The sequence below is a fragment of the Paucihalobacter sp. genome (assembly GCF_036825875.1).
Classification (GTDB): Bacteria; Bacteroidota; Bacteroidia; order Flavobacteriales; family Flavobacteriaceae; genus Paucihalobacter.
In genome coordinates, this window is record NZ_DAISXK010000004.1 from 66,826 (window position 1) to 82,642 (window position 15,817).

Annotated in this window: 15 protein-coding genes; 9 read left to right on the plus strand and 6 right to left on the minus strand. The window is 36.9% G+C overall.

What is annotated here, in order from left to right; all coding sequences use genetic code 11:
* The first annotated feature begins 52 nt into the window (after positions 1–52).
* The 3 genes from V7Z48_RS02240 to V7Z48_RS02250 all read left to right on the plus strand — a co-directional run bounded on the left by V7Z48_RS02240 (position 53) and on the right by V7Z48_RS02250 (position 3,535).
* Positions 53–1,015: an electron transfer flavoprotein subunit alpha/FixB family protein gene (locus V7Z48_RS02240; protein ID WP_334111763.1), complete on the plus strand. Its 963-nt coding sequence runs from the start codon at positions 53–55 to the stop codon at positions 1,013–1,015.
* A gap of 147 nt (positions 1,016–1,162) precedes the next feature.
* Positions 1,163–1,771, plus strand: a complete 609-nt coding sequence (locus V7Z48_RS02245) for a bifunctional nuclease family protein (protein WP_334111764.1) — start codon at positions 1,163–1,165, stop codon at positions 1,769–1,771.
* A 9-nt stretch (positions 1,772–1,780) separates the two neighbouring features.
* Entirely contained in the window at positions 1,781–3,535 is a 1,755-nt protein-coding gene (locus tag V7Z48_RS02250) for a nucleoside transporter C-terminal domain-containing protein (RefSeq protein ID WP_334111765.1), read from the plus strand.
* A gap of 813 nt (positions 3,536–4,348) precedes the next feature.
* On the opposite strand, the gene V7Z48_RS02255 is transcribed toward V7Z48_RS02250, so the two are convergent.
* Positions 4,349–4,987: a hypothetical protein gene (locus V7Z48_RS02255; protein ID WP_334111766.1), complete on the minus strand. Its 639-nt coding sequence runs from the start codon at positions 4,985–4,987 to the stop codon at positions 4,349–4,351.
* A gap of 659 nt (positions 4,988–5,646) precedes the next feature.
* Between V7Z48_RS02255 and V7Z48_RS02260 the strand changes: the two genes are divergently transcribed.
* Together V7Z48_RS02260 and V7Z48_RS02265 are read left to right on the plus strand one after the other, a co-directional pair.
* Entirely contained in the window at positions 5,647–6,471 is an 825-nt protein-coding gene (locus V7Z48_RS02260; protein ID WP_334111767.1) for a thymidylate synthase, read from the plus strand.
* Between the two features lie 14 nt (positions 6,472–6,485).
* A complete protein-coding gene (locus V7Z48_RS02265; protein ID WP_334111768.1) occupies positions 6,486–7,313 on the plus strand; it encodes an energy transducer TonB in 828 nt (275 codons plus the stop codon).
* Between the two features lie 61 nt (positions 7,314–7,374).
* On the opposite strand, the gene V7Z48_RS02270 is transcribed toward V7Z48_RS02265, so the two are convergent.
* Positions 7,375–7,671, minus strand: coding sequence for an isoamylase early set domain-containing protein (locus tag V7Z48_RS02270; protein ID WP_334111769.1), 297 nt, complete (start codon positions 7,669–7,671; stop codon positions 7,375–7,377).
* Between the two features lie 286 nt (positions 7,672–7,957).
* Between V7Z48_RS02270 and V7Z48_RS02275 the strand changes: the two genes are divergently transcribed.
* The 4 genes from V7Z48_RS02275 to lspA all read left to right on the plus strand — a co-directional run bounded on the left by V7Z48_RS02275 (position 7,958) and on the right by lspA (position 11,910).
* Positions 7,958–8,845, plus strand: a complete 888-nt coding sequence (locus V7Z48_RS02275) for a dihydrofolate reductase (protein ID WP_334111770.1) — start codon at positions 7,958–7,960, stop codon at positions 8,843–8,845.
* A gap of 2 nt (positions 8,846–8,847) precedes the next feature.
* Entirely contained in the window at positions 8,848–10,407 is a 1,560-nt protein-coding gene (locus V7Z48_RS02280; RefSeq protein WP_334111771.1) for an NAD(P)/FAD-dependent oxidoreductase, read from the plus strand.
* A 95-nt stretch (positions 10,408–10,502) separates the two neighbouring features.
* Positions 10,503–11,390, plus strand: coding sequence for an ACP S-malonyltransferase (gene fabD / locus V7Z48_RS02285; protein ID WP_334111772.1), 888 nt, complete (start codon positions 10,503–10,505; stop codon positions 11,388–11,390).
* Between the two features lie 10 nt (positions 11,391–11,400).
* A complete protein-coding gene (gene lspA / locus V7Z48_RS02290; protein ID WP_334111773.1) occupies positions 11,401–11,910 on the plus strand; it encodes a signal peptidase II in 510 nt (169 codons plus the stop codon).
* Here lspA and V7Z48_RS02295 read toward each other — a convergent pair.
* The 4 genes from V7Z48_RS02295 to V7Z48_RS02310 form a co-directional block, all read right to left on the minus strand.
* The gene (locus V7Z48_RS02295; protein ID WP_334111774.1) at positions 11,907–12,098 is read right to left on the minus strand and encodes a hypothetical protein; all 192 of its coding nucleotides are present in this window, start codon (positions 12,096–12,098) and stop codon (positions 11,907–11,909) included. The genes lspA and V7Z48_RS02295 overlap by 4 nt on opposite strands.
* A 211-nt stretch (positions 12,099–12,309) precedes the next feature.
* On the minus strand, positions 12,310–13,587 hold the full coding sequence (locus V7Z48_RS02300; protein ID WP_334111775.1) for a metal-dependent hydrolase family protein: 1,278 nt from the start codon (positions 13,585–13,587) through the stop codon (positions 12,310–12,312).
* Positions 13,588–13,594: 7 nt separating this feature from the next.
* Positions 13,595–14,617: a UDP-glucose 4-epimerase GalE gene (gene galE, locus V7Z48_RS02305; protein WP_334111776.1), complete on the minus strand. Its 1,023-nt coding sequence runs from the start codon at positions 14,615–14,617 to the stop codon at positions 13,595–13,597.
* Positions 14,617–15,777, minus strand: a complete 1,161-nt coding sequence (locus V7Z48_RS02310) for a DegT/DnrJ/EryC1/StrS family aminotransferase (RefSeq protein WP_334111777.1) — start codon at positions 15,775–15,777, stop codon at positions 14,617–14,619. Before V7Z48_RS02310 ends, galE begins: the two co-directional genes overlap by 1 nt.
* Positions 15,778–15,817: the final 40 nt, after the last annotated feature.

Genomic DNA, 15,817 nt, shown 5'->3' on the forward strand with positions numbered 1-15,817 from the left:
TCCTCACCCTCTTGAAAAGACAAGTTTGCGGAAACATAACAAAAATAAACATATGTCAGTTTTAGTATATACAGAATCCGATAAAGGTCAGTTAAAGAAAATTTCGTTCGAAGTTGCTTCTTATGCGAAAGCAGTGGCCGATTTAATGAATACCACCGTAACCGCCGTTGCGGTAAACGCACAAAATGTAGAATCGCTAGGAAACTACGGGGTAAATAAAATTTTAAATGTGACCAACGATACCATCAAAAACTTTAATGTAAACACCCATGCGAGCATATTAGAGCAAGCGGCTAAGCAAGAAAATGCAACGGTTGTTATTTTAAGCTCTAGTGCCGATAGCAGATATTTAGCACCTGTCCTGGCGGTTAAGTTGGAGGCAGGTTACGCATCTAACGTGGTAGAAAAACCTAGTAATATTTCACCTTTCACAGTAAAACGCACTGCATTTACCAACAAAGCCTTTTCACACACCGAAATTAGTAATGAGAACAAAATTATTGGTGTTTCTAATAACTCCTATGGATTGGTTGAAAACCCAACAACAGCCCAAGTAGAGGCCTTTAGCCCAAATATTTCGGATTCTGGAATTTCTGTAAGCTCAGTTGACAAAGCCTCTAACCAAGTAAGTATCGCCGATGCCGAAGTCGTGGTTTCTGGAGGTCGTGGCTTAAAAGGCCCAGAAAATTGGGGAATGATTGAAGATTTAGCCGAAGTTTTAGGAGCAGCTACAGCATGTTCTAAACCTGTTTCCGATTTAGGTTGGCGACCACATAGTGAGCACGTAGGACAAACTGGAAAACCCGTGGCCTCTAATTTGTATATCGCAATCGGCATTTCAGGAGCCATTCAGCATTTGGCAGGTATTAATGCCTCTAAAGTAAAGGTGGTTATCAACAGCGATCCAGAAGCGCCATTTTTTAAGGCTGCCGATTATGGAATTGTTGGCGATGCCTTTGAAATTGTTCCAAAACTTACCGAAAAATTAAAGGAATTTAAAGCACAAAACGCTTAATTTTATTAACTTGTATAATCAATTCTCTTTCTTAAGTTAATACGCATCCACATAACTTGATTACTTGTGTTAAAGTGACTGCTTAAGTTTTGATAAGAATGCGTTTGGTTAATTGCAAATTTAAACGGTTATTTGTGTTTTAAATTTATGAGTTTAGTACGGCTAAATATTAAAGGAATTTCCTACAGTCAAACACAAAATGGTGCCTATGCGCTAATTTTGAGTGAAGTTGACGGTGATAGAAAGTTGCCAATTGTGATTGGTGCTTTCGAAGCACAGTCTATTGCTATTGCTTTAGAAAAAGAAATTAGACCACCAAGACCACTCACCCACGATTTATTCAAAAATTTTGCCGATAGATTTGACATTGTTGTAAAACAAGTGATTATTCATAAATTGGTGGATGGCGTTTTTTATTCAAGTATGATTTGCGAGCGCGATAAAATTGAAGAAATAATCGATGCGCGAACCAGCGATGCTATTGCGTTAGCGCTGCGATTTCAAGCACCAATATTCACTTATAAAAATATACTAGACAAAGCTGGAATTTATTTAAAAGTCAATCCTAAATCCGATAAAGAAAGTCAAGATAGTATTTTGGTTGATGATTTAATTGCCGAAGAAGTTGACGCCGCACTCTACGAAAGTTATAAGGAAAAAAGCCTCAGCGAACTCAACGAATTACTGGACGATGCTGTAAAAAATGAAGACTACGAAACAGCGGCTAAAATTAGAGACGAAATTTCTAAACGTTAAGTTTTTAGTATGAATAAATTGTTCGTCTTTTTACTCGCATGCCTTTTTGCTACCAGTATAAACGAGGCACAAGAATTAGACCGAACATGGAAGTTACAATCGATTGACAGTGATAACCAAACGCCCTTACCAGTAACCAAAAACGATTCATTAGTTCTAAACAACAGCACTTTTTTATATAATTTAAGTTCTAAAGACAGCCTTCAAGCTTCAGGTGATTATATTGTTCAAAATAATTTACTCGTATTTTATTATAACCAACCCACCGATACCATTCGCCGATATCGCATCACGAGCTTAACAGATTCAACTTTAGCATTTCAAGAACAAGGCATTGCTTACAAGTTTTTCGATCAGAAATATCTTCAAAACAAAGCCTTAATTGCTAAACTTCAAGAAGAAAAGAGCATTATAAAAAGCGAAGGGTTTTCCATTAACAGTTTAATGCGCGGGGCTTTAGGGATGTTGGTGCTATTACTAATTGCTTTTTTGCTAAGTCAGAATCGTAAAGCCATTAGATGGAAAACCGTAGGCTTGGGATTATTGGCCCAATTACTATTGGCCATTGGGGTATTAAAAGTGGCTTTTATTCAAAGTATTTTTGAATTTGTCGGCAAAGGTTTTGTGGCCATTTTAGATTATACCATTGCGGGAAGCACTTTTTTACTAGGAGATTTAATGAATGTGGAAAGTTACGGGTTCATTTTTCTCTTTCAAGTATTACCAACCATCATTTTCTTTTCAGCACTAACTTCGGTGTTGTTTTATTTAGGTATTATTCAGAAAATTGTAAGAGGATTGGCCATTGCGCTCACCAAACTTTTAGGGATTTCAGGTGCTGAGAGTTTAAGTGTGGCAGGCAATATATTTTTGGGGCAAACCGAAGCGCCTTTGATGATCAAAGCCTATTTAGAAAAAATGACCAAATCCGAAATATTACTGGTGATGATTGGCGGTATGGCCACCGTTGCTGGTGGTGTTTTGGCTGCTTACATCGGATTTTTAGGCGGTGAAGATGAAGCTTTAAAATTGTTTTATGCCAAGCACTTGCTTACGGCATCAGTAATGGCAGCACCAGGTGCTATTGTGATTTCTAAAATTTTATATCCACAGCAAGCCAAGATCAATACAGAAGTTGCAATTACCCAAGATAAAATAGGCTCTAATATTTTAGATGCCATTGCCAACGGCACCACCGAAGGTTTAAAGCTCGCCGCGAATGTAGGCGCTATGCTATTGGTATTTCTAGCATTCATTGCCATGATTAATGGCATTTTAGGTTTTGTGGCGAGTTTTGATGGTATTACTATTGCTGCCCTAAATATCGATTGGCGCTTCACCTCATTAAACGAGATTATTGCTGCCAGCACTCAATACGACGGTTTGTCCTTAGAATTTGTTTTAGGTTATGTATTTGCACCCCTTATGTGGTTGATTGGCGTTGCCAAGGAAGACATGGCACTGATGGGTCAATTACTAGGAATAAAATTGGTTGCTAGCGAATTTGTTGGCTATATTCAACTAGCCGAACTCAAAAACATAGCCAACCTTACGCACTTAAAATTTGAAAAATCCATTATTATGGCCACTTATATGTTATGCGGATTTGCCAATTTCGCATCTATAGGCATTCAAATTGGTGGTATTGGGTCTCTAGCTCCTGGCCAGCGCAAAACCTTATCGGAATTTGGTATAAAAGCACTGATTGGTGGCACCATTGCTTCATTATTGTCGGCCACTATTGCGGGGATGATTATTGGCTAAATTCCTGCGAACGCAGGAATCTCGTTATTCAAAAGTTCAATCCAAACTTTTTTATAGCCCCCAATTTTACAATTTACGATATTTTCTTCTGTGCACATCTGTGCCATTTGCAAGAAATTTATAGAAAGTAAAATGCCAAAAGAGGAAGGATTTGTATTCCTCATTATCGATTTAATTTGTTTGCTCCGAAGTCAGGAGCTTTCGGAGAGATAGGAAGTTAATATTAACAATCTTATTTTATTAATAAATACTATAATTTTAAAATTAATTCATGTCAATAAATTCAAAAAATAAGCTATCATTATCTTTAATAATCAAAATTGAATCACTGTACTTTTCTTTCTTAAAGTAAAAAGGAGGCTTAATTGCCCTAATCAAAAAATCTTTATTACCAATCAAAGGACAATTATTTGTTAATGCGACACTATCGTTATAAAGAAGCACGCCTTTATATTAATGAACTTTATAAACGTTTAGCTCAATATTAGAATTTGGCTTTTTTTTATCAGTGTTAAATATAATACTACCTATTACCAAAATTAAAAATACTAAGAAAAACACTATTACAATAACATATAGATTTTTTCCGTTCATAACAAATGTTTTAAATGACTATTTATTTCCCCCGCTACCGCGCGAAATCGAAGATTCAGCGAAGCTAATCCCTTCGTGTGGGTTTACAATTTAAAATACTGAAAAACACAAAAACCATCAATAAGCCCCCGCTTTCGCGCGAAATCGAAGATTCATCGAAGCTGATCCCTTCGCGGTGAGTAGAATGGCTAGGATAAGTAGGATTTGGTTTTTCATTTTTTAAAATCTCATTTTTTTTATTGTTGAAGGTATATTTATATTCAACGAGTCCAATGGTTCAAAATAATAAATAAGTTCTATATTCTCATGCTTTTCTGTGCTGAAATTATATTTATGGTTTAAGATTAATCTATTTTCTTCAATTAAACCAGATAATTCTATTAAGTACAAATCGCTTCTCGTTGATAACTCGAAGTACCTTATATGTATCTTTTTGTTATTGATTGAGTATCTTCCCCATTCGTATGCTTCAACATTTTTATTAATAGACCCTATTCTACTCGTATTAAACAAATCATAATTTAATAGAAAGCAACTTGCCTTTTTAAGTCCTAATTCTTTTAAATCTTTATTATTAGAATTAAGCTTGCAATGGCTTTCATAATTAATTCCGTTGACTTTTTCTTGGTTTGCGTTTATAAAAATATTTTGTTTAAAATATCCATCAACAGTGAAAACTATCGGGAAAACGTATAAATTATGCTCATCAATTTGAAATCTATAATAAAATCCCTCGGTTTTAAATGTATCATCGACTATTACTTCTTTGTAAAATTCTTTTTTATTTTTTATCCTGAAACACGAACTGAGAGTTATTAGGAATAAAATTATAATTAATATGATTGTTTTCTTTACCATAAAGTGTAGGGGTTTAATGTTTGAAATTGAAAATATGGTGAAATACGTCTAGATAAAACACTAAATATTGGCTGCTGCTTTCCAGGTGTCCATGTATGCGCTAAATAATTTTGAAATAAATCTCGAACGCGTTCAGAATTTACACCAATATCGTAGCGGATTTGGTTTTTTATAATTTACATATTTTTAATATTTGATACGCTCTAAAACTAAATTCATTTATGGTATTCTCAGTCATTCGAGTAAGTTTGGCATTTTTTTATCATGGGTTATCAATAATAAATATCAACTCAAAATAAGAAGAATACCAACAAAAAAACCTTTAAAATAAAACTTAACAAAAAATTAATGATACAAAATTCTCTCAGATTGGTCACTATACAAAACAGCTTATTTTTGATGTCATGTTTGTTCTTAATATTATTGATTAAAAACTGATTGTCACTGATTCTTTCTGCGTAAATCCGCGCCATACGCGGGAAATTTATAGAAGGAATAATTTTTATTAAATAGTCACCCTTATTTCATAATTGATAGTTAATAACTTTTTATATAAAAATGCCTTCTTCTAAGTCATTACTTTTTTCTTTTTGATATTTTCGTTTTATTAAACTCGTACAATAATCTTAAAAGAGATTTCCGCTTTCGCGGGAAATGTTATGAAACAATACCACGACCTTGTAAAACACGTATTAGAACACGGCGACCAAAAATCAGACCGTACCGGTACAGGCACCAAAAGTGTGTTTGGTTACCAAATGCGTTTTGATTTAAGTGAAGGTTTCCCTATGGTAACCACCAAGAAACTGCATTTAAAATCTATCATTTACGAGTTGTTATGGTTTTTGAAAGGCGATACCAATATTCAGTATTTAAATGAAAACGGCGTTCGTATTTGGAATGAATGGGCCGATGAAAATGGTAATTTAGGCCCAGTTTACGGACACCAATGGCGCAACTGGAACAGTGACGAAATAGACCAAATTAAAGATGTTATTCACACTTTAAAACACAATCCTGACAGCAGACGCATGTTGGTGTCTGCTTGGAATCCCTCGGTGCTGCCGGACACTTCTAAAAGTTTTAGTGAAAACGTAGCCAATGGTAAAGCTGCCTTGCCACCGTGTCACGCTTTTTTTCAATTTTATGTTTCAAATGGTAAACTTTCTTGTCAGCTGTATCAACGCAGTGCCGACATTTTTTTAGGCGTTCCTTTTAATATTGCCTCTTATGCGTTATTCACCATGATGATGGCGCAGGTATGCGGCTACCAACCGGGCGATTTCGTTCATACGTTTGGTGATGCCCATATTTACAGCAATCATTTTGAACAACTAGAACTGCAATTGTCCCGTGATATTAGGCCATTGCCAAAAATGCTTTTAAATCCTGAGGTTAAAAATATTTTTGACTTCACCTTTGAAGATTTTACTTTGGTTGATTATAACCCACATCCGCACATAAAAGGTATTGTGGCTGTTTAAATCAAACTAAACTTATGAAACACTTACTTTGGCTTGGGCTATTATTTTACACTGGCATTATGTTGGCTCAAGAATCTACGATTAAAGCAGAAGATATAGATTCGCAAGAAGTACCTTTTGAGGTCATAGAACATGTGCCTATATATCGAGGCTGTAATCCACAAATGAGCAACCTTGAACTAAAAAAATGTATGGCGAGTGGCATTACATCAATTGTTACAAGCAACTTCAACTATAAGCTTGCTAATTCACTTGGTTTGCCGGATGGCGTCGAAAAAATATTTGTTATTTTCAAAATTAACAAAGATGGCGAAATAACCAATATTGAGTCAAGAGCCTCGCACCCGGTTTTAGAAGCAGAAGCTATAAGGGTTATTCGTTTAGTGCCAAAGCTTGACAAGCCAGGTATGCAGCGCGGCAAACCCGTAACCGTTCAGTATTCACTTCCTTTGCACTTAAAAATTGAAGGCTCCAATAAAAAGGAAAAACATTTTTCGGATAAAACATTTCCCGTTTATAAAGGATGTAGCGAGGAGCTTTCCTACGAAGACCAAAAGCAATGTTCTACTCAAAAAATAATGGATTTTATTAAACTGAGTTTTAACTATGACCTAGCTGATAAGTTATTTCCAACCGAAACATCGACACAATTTTTGGTTGAATTTGAAGTAAACGAAAAAGGCAAGGCTGAAAAAATAAATGTAAAGGCCAATCACCGTGCTGTGGCTGTTGATGTTATACAAGTTGTAAAACGGATGCCAAAGTTAAAACGACCAGGAACCGTAGATGGTAAATCGACTAGAACACCATTTTCATTTTTGATGACGATTTATTTTCCTTAAAAATTACATATAAAAAAAGCGCTACAAAACAGCAGCGCTTTTAATTAAACAAAATAACTTATTACAAATTTAGCACACCATTTTCTGCAGATGCAAATTCATTCCACTGGTAAGAATCTGCTTGGTCGTCGTTAATGTAATTACCATCAACAACATATCTAAATTCATAAGAATTGTCTTTCTCTAAATCAACTGTACCTTTAAAGGTGCCGTTTTTTTGTTTTGCTAACTGAGTTGCCTCAGCATTCCAATCGTTAAAGCTTCCTACGACTGCCACATTTTGCGCTTCTTTTGCTTCTAATGCGAAAGTAACTTTACATACAGGTTTGCTTTTTAAATACTGTTTTTTAATTGCCATAGTTAAGGTGTTTTAATATGGTTCAAAATTATAAAAGAATTTTTCAGTAGTGCAACTTTCCTAGCTAATATGCGTAAGATTTATCAGTTTCTTAATAATAAACCATTTAAACGCTATAATTGATAAATTTTCAAACAAAAATATATCAGTTTAGCAATTGTTAATTTAAAAGCTTAACTACTGATTTTCAACTATATCGTTTTCGGTTGCCAACTACGCCAAAAAGGAGGATTCAGATACAACGATTTCGTGAAAAATAAGTAATTTTACAGCTATAACTGAAGCCATGTTTGGAAGAAAAAAAGAACCGCATATAAGTAAAGAAGAACTCGCACTTTACGAAAACGCTAAAAGACGTATTACTCAGAAAAAAAGGCTAATCGCCCACGTTGTTATTTTTGTGATTGGTGCAATATTTCTGATAGTTGCAAATCAGCTTTTAGGAATTGGGAAAGAACTCACATTTTATGGCTACAACTGGTTTGTTTATGCTATTTCCATATGGTTATTCTTATTACTTTATCATTTAATTTCAGTTTTTATAACCAAACGATTTATGGGTAAAAACTGGGAAGATGAACAAACTGCGATTTTAATTTCTAAACAAAAAAAACGGATCGAGGAACTTTCTAAGCAAATAAACGCTGAAAACCCTATACCTGTAATAGAAACTAAAAGAGGACAAATTGTAACCTTAATAGCAGCAGCAGATGAAAATAATGCCATTGGTAAAGACAATCAGCTTATTTGGCATTTAAGTGAAGATTTAAAGCGTTTTAAGTCGCTTACCAACGGCCATCATATCATCATGGGACGAAAAACTTTTGAGAGTTTCCCTAAACCACTACCAAACAGAACGCATATTGTAATAAGCAGACAACGCGACTACAAAGTACCATCAGGGGTTGTTGTGGTTAATAATTTACACGATGCGCTTGATGCTGCCAAAAGCGACGACCGACCTTACATCATTGGTGGTGGTGAAATTTACCAACAAGCCATGGAATTTGCGGATGTGATTGAACTTACCAAAGTTCATCACCGCTTTGAAAATGCAGATACTTATTTTCCTGAGATAGATACCGATGTATGGAAAATCGTCAATAATGAGAAATTTGAAATTGATGACCAACACGATTATCCCTATTCTTTTATAACTTATAAGAGAAAATAAACATGGTTAAAGAGCTTCAACTGCGGGTAGCTTTACATGAAGAAACTGCCCAAGCAGATATTTTAATTCAAAAAGCAGCTGAAAGTTTAAGCCTATCTTCTGGACAAATATTAGGTATTAAAGTTCTTAGAAAATCTATAGACGCACGAAAGTCGACTATCTATTTTAATTATAAAGTGGCCGTTTACATTAACGAACCGGCTCCGCAGTCATCAGACTACAACTTTGATTATAAAGACGTTTCCAAAGCTAAACCTATTCATATAATTGGATTTGGTCCTGCGGGTATGTATGCAGCACTGCGTTGTATAGAATTGGGATTTAAACCTGTGGTATTTGAGCGTGGTAAAAATGTTCAAGAGCGTCGCCGTGATATTCGTGCTATCAATCAAGATCATATTGTAAACGAAGATTCTAATTATTGTTTTGGCGAAGGTGGCGCAGGCACTTACAGCGATGGCAAACTTTACACACGTAGCTTAAAACGTGGTGATGTCCGACGGATTTTCGAGAATTTGGTCTATCATGGCGCCACCGATCAGATATTGATAGATGCACATCCGCATATTGGCACTAACAAATTACCGAAAGTCGTTCAGAACATTCGTGAAACCATATTGAAATTTGGTGGTGAAATTCATTTTGAAACACGTGTAACTGACTTCACCATTAAAAACAATCAGATAGTTGGGATACATCTTCAAAATGGTGACGAAATTCCCGTACAGCGCGTGATTTTAGCTACAGGTCATTCGGCGCGCGATATTTTTTATTTACTTCAAAATAAAGCTATTGCCTTACAAGCCAAATCTTTCGCAATGGGTGTACGCGTAGAACATCCACAGCATATTATTGACAGCATTCAGTACCATTGTTCAGGGAAACGTGACGACTTATTACCTGCTGCGGCTTACAGTTTGGTGCAACAAGTGAATGATCGCGGCGTGTATTCGTTTTGCATGTGTCCTGGTGGTTTTATTGTACCTGCGGCTACATCGCAAGGTGAAGTTGTAGTAAATGGCATGTCGCCATCCAAACGCAATAATTTGTATGCCAACTCTGGAATTGTTGTAGAAATCAATGCAGACAAGGATTTATACAAATACGAACACTTTGGCGCGTTGAAAGGTTTAGAATGTCAAAAGGATTTAGAAAAGTTAGCCTTTACCTCAGGCGGGCGAAGTCAGACAGCTCCAGCTCAACGTCTCACCGATTTTGTTGAAGGCAAATTGTCATCTACTTTAAACGATACTTCGTACCAACCAGGTTTAAAATCGGCACCCTTACACTCTTTATTGCCAAAATTTATAGGCGGACGTTTACGAACTGGATTTAAAGCTTTTGGCGAAAAAATGCGTGGCTATTACACCGAAGAAGCCAATATTGTTGGTGTTGAATCGCGCACCTCGTCACCTGTGACCATCCCCAGAAATGAGCATTTTACACACCCGCAAATCAACAATTTATTTCCATGTGGTGAAGGCGGCGGTTATGCTGGTGGCATTGTTTCGGCAGCAATGGATGGTGAACGTTGTGCTGAAGCGGCGATTGTGGGATTATAATTGTAGGCGTATTTATAAGCGCATGCAAGTGCATAAACATATCGTTACTTCTAAAAAAATAATTCCTATTTTTGTCGCCACAACAGAAATTAAACATGAACGCATATATATTTCCCGGTCAAGGTGCCCAATTTACAGGTATGGGATTAGACCTTTACAACCAATCGGCACTGGCAAAACAACTGTTTGAACAAGCCAACGATATCTTAGGTTTTCGCATTACAGACATTATGTTTGAAGGTTCGGCGGAAGATTTAAAACAAACCAAAGTCACGCAGCCCGCTATATTTCTTTATTCGGTCATTTTGGCGAAAACATTAGGTGATAGTTTTAAAGCAGATATGGTTGCTGGGCATTCACTTGGTGAATTATCAGCTTTGGTTGCCAATGGTACTTTAACTTTTGAAGCTGGCTTAACATTGGTTTCTAAACGCGCTTTAGCCATGCAAAAAGCCTGCGAAAAACAACCTAGTACGATGGCAGCAGTCCTTGGATTGGAAGATGCTATCGTAGAAGACATATGCAGTAAAACTCCTGGTGTGGTGGTGGCAGCCAATTACAATTGCCCAGGACAGTTGGTGATTTCTGGTGACGTAGACGCGATTAATGCCGCTTGTGTAGCTTTAACAGCAGCAGGCGCCAGACGTGCTTTGGTATTGCCTGTTGGCGGAGCTTTTCACTCACCCTTGATGGAACCTGCGCGAGAAGAACTGGCCGCAGCAATTGAAAATACAATGTTTAGCGAGCCTAAATGTCCGATATATCAGAATGTAACCGCTAGTGCTGTGAGCGGTGCTTCACAAATAAAAGCAAATTTGATGTTACAGTTAACAGCTCCGGTACGTTGGACACAGTCCGTTCAGCAAATGATTGCCGATGGTGCTACGCTTTTTACAGAAGTTGGTCCAGGTAATGTATTACAAGGACTAGTGAAAAAAATCGATGGAAATGCCCAAACTACAGCTGCTCAAATAAGCGCTTAAACCATAGCAAATGAATCAATCCCGAACCAAGTTTATCATTATTCTAATTGTTATTAATATAGCATTAGACCAAATAACAAAAATAATAGCGCGGATTTATATACGAAAAGGTGAAATAATAGATGTGTTTGGTGATGTGTTTCAGTTGTGGAATGTCGAAAATGAAGGTGCCTTTTTAGGAATGGGTAGTGACATGAATCCAACACTCAAAATCATTTTCCTTCTCATTCTTCCAGTAATAGTATTGGCTTACGTTATTTATTATATACTTAACAACAAGGAATTGGACCGCTTGAGTTTAATCGCTTTTTGTTGCATAATCGGTGGCGGTATTGCCAATGTTTTTGACAGAATTGTCTTTGGTTCAGTGACCGATTTTTTACACTTAGATTTTGGTGGTGTATTTAGAACGGGAATATTCAATGTAGCCGACATGTCGGTAACCACAGGAATGCTGTTGCTACTTTATGCCAGTTTTTTCAATAAACCAAAGACTCCTGAAAATTCCGTTGTAGATTAACGCTGTAAATTACAATCGGTACAGTCTTTAACTTCACCGTAGTAAGTTTCACGGTATTTATGTAAAGTTCTAATTGGAAAGCTTAAAATTCTTTTTCTAATGTAGGTTACACGCGTTTGTAATTTTCCCATTTTAGGCGTGTACCTATCTTCAACAACGGTTTCTCTTTTGATATTTACTAGTTTCATCACATTCATATTTTCAAGTAACATTAGCTACAAAGAAAAGACATAATCAAGTCAAATGCAAGTTTTTAAACTTAAATAGCTGTTAATCAATATTATTTTTAAATTACCCTCGACTAAAGAAAGCAATCGTTAACGAATTCGCAATAAAAAACGGCTAACGTATCATTTAACGCAACCGTCTTTTTGTAATTAAGAAACTTTACGTTTCGGATTACTCCTTATAAATTTTTCCTTCTTTCATAACAAACAATACATTTTCGAGTGTTTTGATATTATTAGTTGGATCCTCATTAACAGCGATGATATCTGCAAAAAAGCCAGTTTTAATTTCGCCAATGTCATTTGGCATAGAAAGCAACATGGCGTTGGTAACCGTAGCTGATTGAATGGCTTCAATGGCTGGCATACCGGCTTCTACCATAAAACCAAATTCCTTGGCATTATCGCCATGATAAAACACCCCAGCATCAGTACCAAAGGCAACTGGCACGCCTTTTTTGTAGGCTTTTGCAAACGTGCTTTGAATTTTTGGCCCTATAGAAGCCGCTTTTACAGCCACCATATCGGGATAATAATTAGGCACGGACGCTTTTTCGCTCACAAACTTTCCAGCAGAAATGGTCGGTACATAATAGGCGTTATATTCTTTCATCATGTCCATGGTTTTATCGCTCATCATGGTGCCGTGTTCAATGGTTTTTACGCCGCCCATAATGGCTCTTTGCATGCCTTCGTCGCCATGGGCATGTGCTGCCACATGAAACCCGTAATCGGCCGCTGTTTCGCAAATAGCTTTAATTTCTTCTAAGGAAAACTGTGGATTTTCATCACTTTTCGCCACGCTTAAAACACCACCTGTTGCAGTGATTTTTATTAAATCGGCACCGTTTTTATAGCGTTGTCTAACGGCCTTCTTAGCTTCCTCAATACTGTTAACTACACCTTCTTTTGGTCCTGGATCGCCAACTAATGCGCTGTTATATCCGTTTGTTGGATCGGCATGTCCGCCAGTGCTCGCCAACGATTTTTCAGCTGTAAAAATTCTAGGACCAACTACTTTCTTAGCGTTTATGGCATTTCGCAAAGCAACATTTACACCCGAACCACCTAAATCTCGTACCGTCGTAAAACCTGCCATTAAGGTAATCTGGGCTAGGTGTTGCGCGTTATAAGCAACATCGGCAGGATTAAGGGTAAAGCTTTCTAAGTATTTTTTAGGATTGGTTTCACTCTCTAAATGAACATGCATGTCAATTAGACCTGGTAGAACCGTTTTACTTTTTAAATCTATAACTACATCTGCATTACTTGCTGGTTCAGTAAATCCGTTATTAACAGCAATAATGCGTTCACCCGACACCACAATGGTTTGATTGGTGAGCACCTTACCCGATTGGGTATCGATTAATTTACCGCAATGCAGGTAGGTATTTTGGGCAATACTAATTGCCGAAAAAGCAAAAGCCACCAGAAGTACATAAAATTTCATATGTTAACTATTTAATATTTCTAATTTGTTTTTCCCATTTCCAAGCAGATGCCATAGCATCGTCTAAAGTGAGTTGTGCTTTCCAACCTAAATCTTGGTTAGCTTTGGTGGTTTCGGCATAGGCCGCAATCACATCGCCTTCTCTTCTTCCAACTATTTGATAATTTAATTTTAAATCCGTGACACGTTCAAAAGACTGGATCACCTCTAAAACCGAACTTCCTTTTCCAGTTCCTAGATTAAAGACTTCAAAATTTGATTTATGCTTGCCTTTAATAAGACGCTGTAAGGCTACCACATGCGCTTTCGCTAAGTCAACCACATGAATATAATCGCGGATACAAGTGCCATCTACGGTTGGATAATCATCACCAAAAACCGATAGCTTTTCTCTCAATCCAGCTCCAGTTTGGGTAATAAACGGCACGAGATTTTGTGGCACTCCAATTGGAAGCTCACCAATTTTAGCGGTAGAATGCGCACCTATCGGATTAAAATAGCGCAATGCAATGGCGTTAAAATGCGCATCGATTTTACAAACATCCTTTAGAATTTCTTCTCCAATTTGCTTGGTATTTCCGTAGGGTGATTCGGCTGGTTTTACGGGTGCGTTTTCTGAAATAGGTAATTCATCGGCCTGACCATAAACCGTACAAGACGAACTAAAAATAAAGTTTGCATCGGGTAGAACCTTTAATTCTTGCAACAAATAAACCAGGGAACTGATGTTGTTTTCGTAATACAATAAAGGCTCCTGAACACTTTCACCTACCGCTTTACTAGCCGCAAAATGAATGACACCTTTGATATTTGGATAACGTTTAAAAAAATCTTGAACTTTGGGCTTTTCTCTTAAATCAAATTCTTCGAAAATAGGTGATTTTCCAGTGATTGACTTGATGCCATCAAGCACATCTCGGGAAGAATTAGAAAGGTTGTCGATGATAATCACTTCAAAACCCTCATTTTGCAATTCTACTACTGTATGTGACCCGATAAAGCCGAGACCCCCTGTTACTACTATTTGCATTAATTACTTTGATTTAAAAAGTTAAGGACTGTGCTGGTTATGTATCCAATTTGTTCTTCGTCTAATTCGGTATGCATCGGTAAGGAAATTACCTCATCAGATAATTGGTTCGTGACTTTAAAATCAGCTTCGTTGTAGCGTTCATCTCTGTAGGCTTTTTGTCTGTGAAGCGGAATAGGATAATATATTCCGTGAGGAATACCCATATCAGCCAGGTGTTTGGCTAAGGCATCTCTATCGGCATTTACAATTTTTAAAGTGTATTGGTGAAACACATGGCAATCGCAAGTACTGCAAATGCCTTCGCAAGTTGACAAACCCGTTGGTGTAATGATATTTGGGTGGTTCTTAAAGGCTGCATTATATTTTCTTGCGGCGTTTCTTCTTGCATTATTATAGTCGTCTAATTTTGGTAATTTTGCATCTAATACCGCTGCTTGAATGGCATCTAATCTTGAATTTACACCAACCACATCGTGGTGATAGCGCACATACATACCGTGGTTTACGATACCTCGAATGCTATGCGCCAAATCGTCGTTGTTGGTGAAAATAGCACCACCGTCGCCGTAGCATCCCAAGTTTTTGGATGGAAAAAATGAAGTGCAACCCACATCGCCAATAACGCCTGCTTTCTTTTTGCTGCCATCTTTAAAAGTATAATCGGCACCAATAGCTTGCGCATTGTCTTCAATCACATATAGATTATGCTGTTTGGCAATTTCAATAACCGCTTCCATATTGGCCACTAAACCAAATAAATGAACTGGCACAATAGCTCTCGTTTTTGGAGTAATTGCTTTTTTTAAAGCCTCAATATCTATATTGAAATCAATGGGATCTACATCAACCAATACGGGCGTTAATTTCAGTAAGGCAATTACTTCTACTGTGGCAGCAAATGTAAAATCGGCTGTAATTACCTCATCACCTTGTTCCAAACCCAAGCCCATCATGGCAATTTGCAATGCATCGGTTCCGTTGGCACATGGAATCACATGTTTTACGTTTAAATAATTTTCAAGATTTTTTTGAAATTCGTGAACTTTTGGTCCATTCACAAACATAGCAGTATCTATTACTTCTTGAATGGATGCATCAACCTTTTGTTTTATTGGGGCATATTGACTTTGGAGGTCAACCATTTGAATTTTTTTCATCTAATTCTATTTCTAATGTAAAAGTATCAGCAATATAGCT

Bases quoted from the DNA above. Each gene is read 5' to 3' on its own strand.
- V7Z48_RS02245 (WP_334111764.1), top strand. From the start codon at position 1,163: ATGAGTTTAGTACGGCTAAATATTAAAGGAATTTCCTACAGTCAAACA.
- V7Z48_RS02260 (WP_334111767.1), top strand. From the start codon at position 5,647: ATGAAACAATACCACGACCTTGTAAAACACGTATTAGAACACGGCGAC.
- galE (WP_334111776.1), bottom strand. From the start codon at position 14,617: ATGCAAATAGTAGTAACAGGGGGTCTCGGCTTTATCGGGTCACATACA.
- lspA (WP_334111773.1), top strand. From the start codon at position 11,401: ATGAATCAATCCCGAACCAAGTTTATCATTATTCTAATTGTTATTAAT.
- V7Z48_RS02310 (WP_334111777.1), bottom strand. From the start codon at position 15,777: ATGAAAAAAATTCAAATGGTTGACCTCCAAAGTCAATATGCCCCAATA.
- V7Z48_RS02240 (WP_334111763.1), top strand. From the start codon at position 53: ATGTCAGTTTTAGTATATACAGAATCCGATAAAGGTCAGTTAAAGAAA.
- V7Z48_RS02265 (WP_334111768.1), top strand. From the start codon at position 6,486: ATGAAACACTTACTTTGGCTTGGGCTATTATTTTACACTGGCATTATG.
- V7Z48_RS02295 (WP_334111774.1), bottom strand. From the start codon at position 12,098: ATGAAACTAGTAAATATCAAAAGAGAAACCGTTGTTGAAGATAGGTAC.
- V7Z48_RS02255 (WP_334111766.1), bottom strand. From the start codon at position 4,987: ATGGTAAAGAAAACAATCATATTAATTATAATTTTATTCCTAATAACT.
- V7Z48_RS02250 (WP_334111765.1), top strand. From the start codon at position 1,781: ATGAATAAATTGTTCGTCTTTTTACTCGCATGCCTTTTTGCTACCAGT.
- V7Z48_RS02280 (WP_334111771.1), top strand. From the start codon at position 8,848: ATGGTTAAAGAGCTTCAACTGCGGGTAGCTTTACATGAAGAAACTGCC.
- V7Z48_RS02270 (WP_334111769.1), bottom strand. From the start codon at position 7,671: ATGGCAATTAAAAAACAGTATTTAAAAAGCAAACCTGTATGTAAAGTT.
- fabD (WP_334111772.1), top strand. From the start codon at position 10,503: ATGAACGCATATATATTTCCCGGTCAAGGTGCCCAATTTACAGGTATG.
- V7Z48_RS02300 (WP_334111775.1), bottom strand. From the start codon at position 13,587: ATGAAATTTTATGTACTTCTGGTGGCTTTTGCTTTTTCGGCAATTAGT.
- V7Z48_RS02275 (WP_334111770.1), top strand. From the start codon at position 7,958: ATGTTTGGAAGAAAAAAAGAACCGCATATAAGTAAAGAAGAACTCGCA.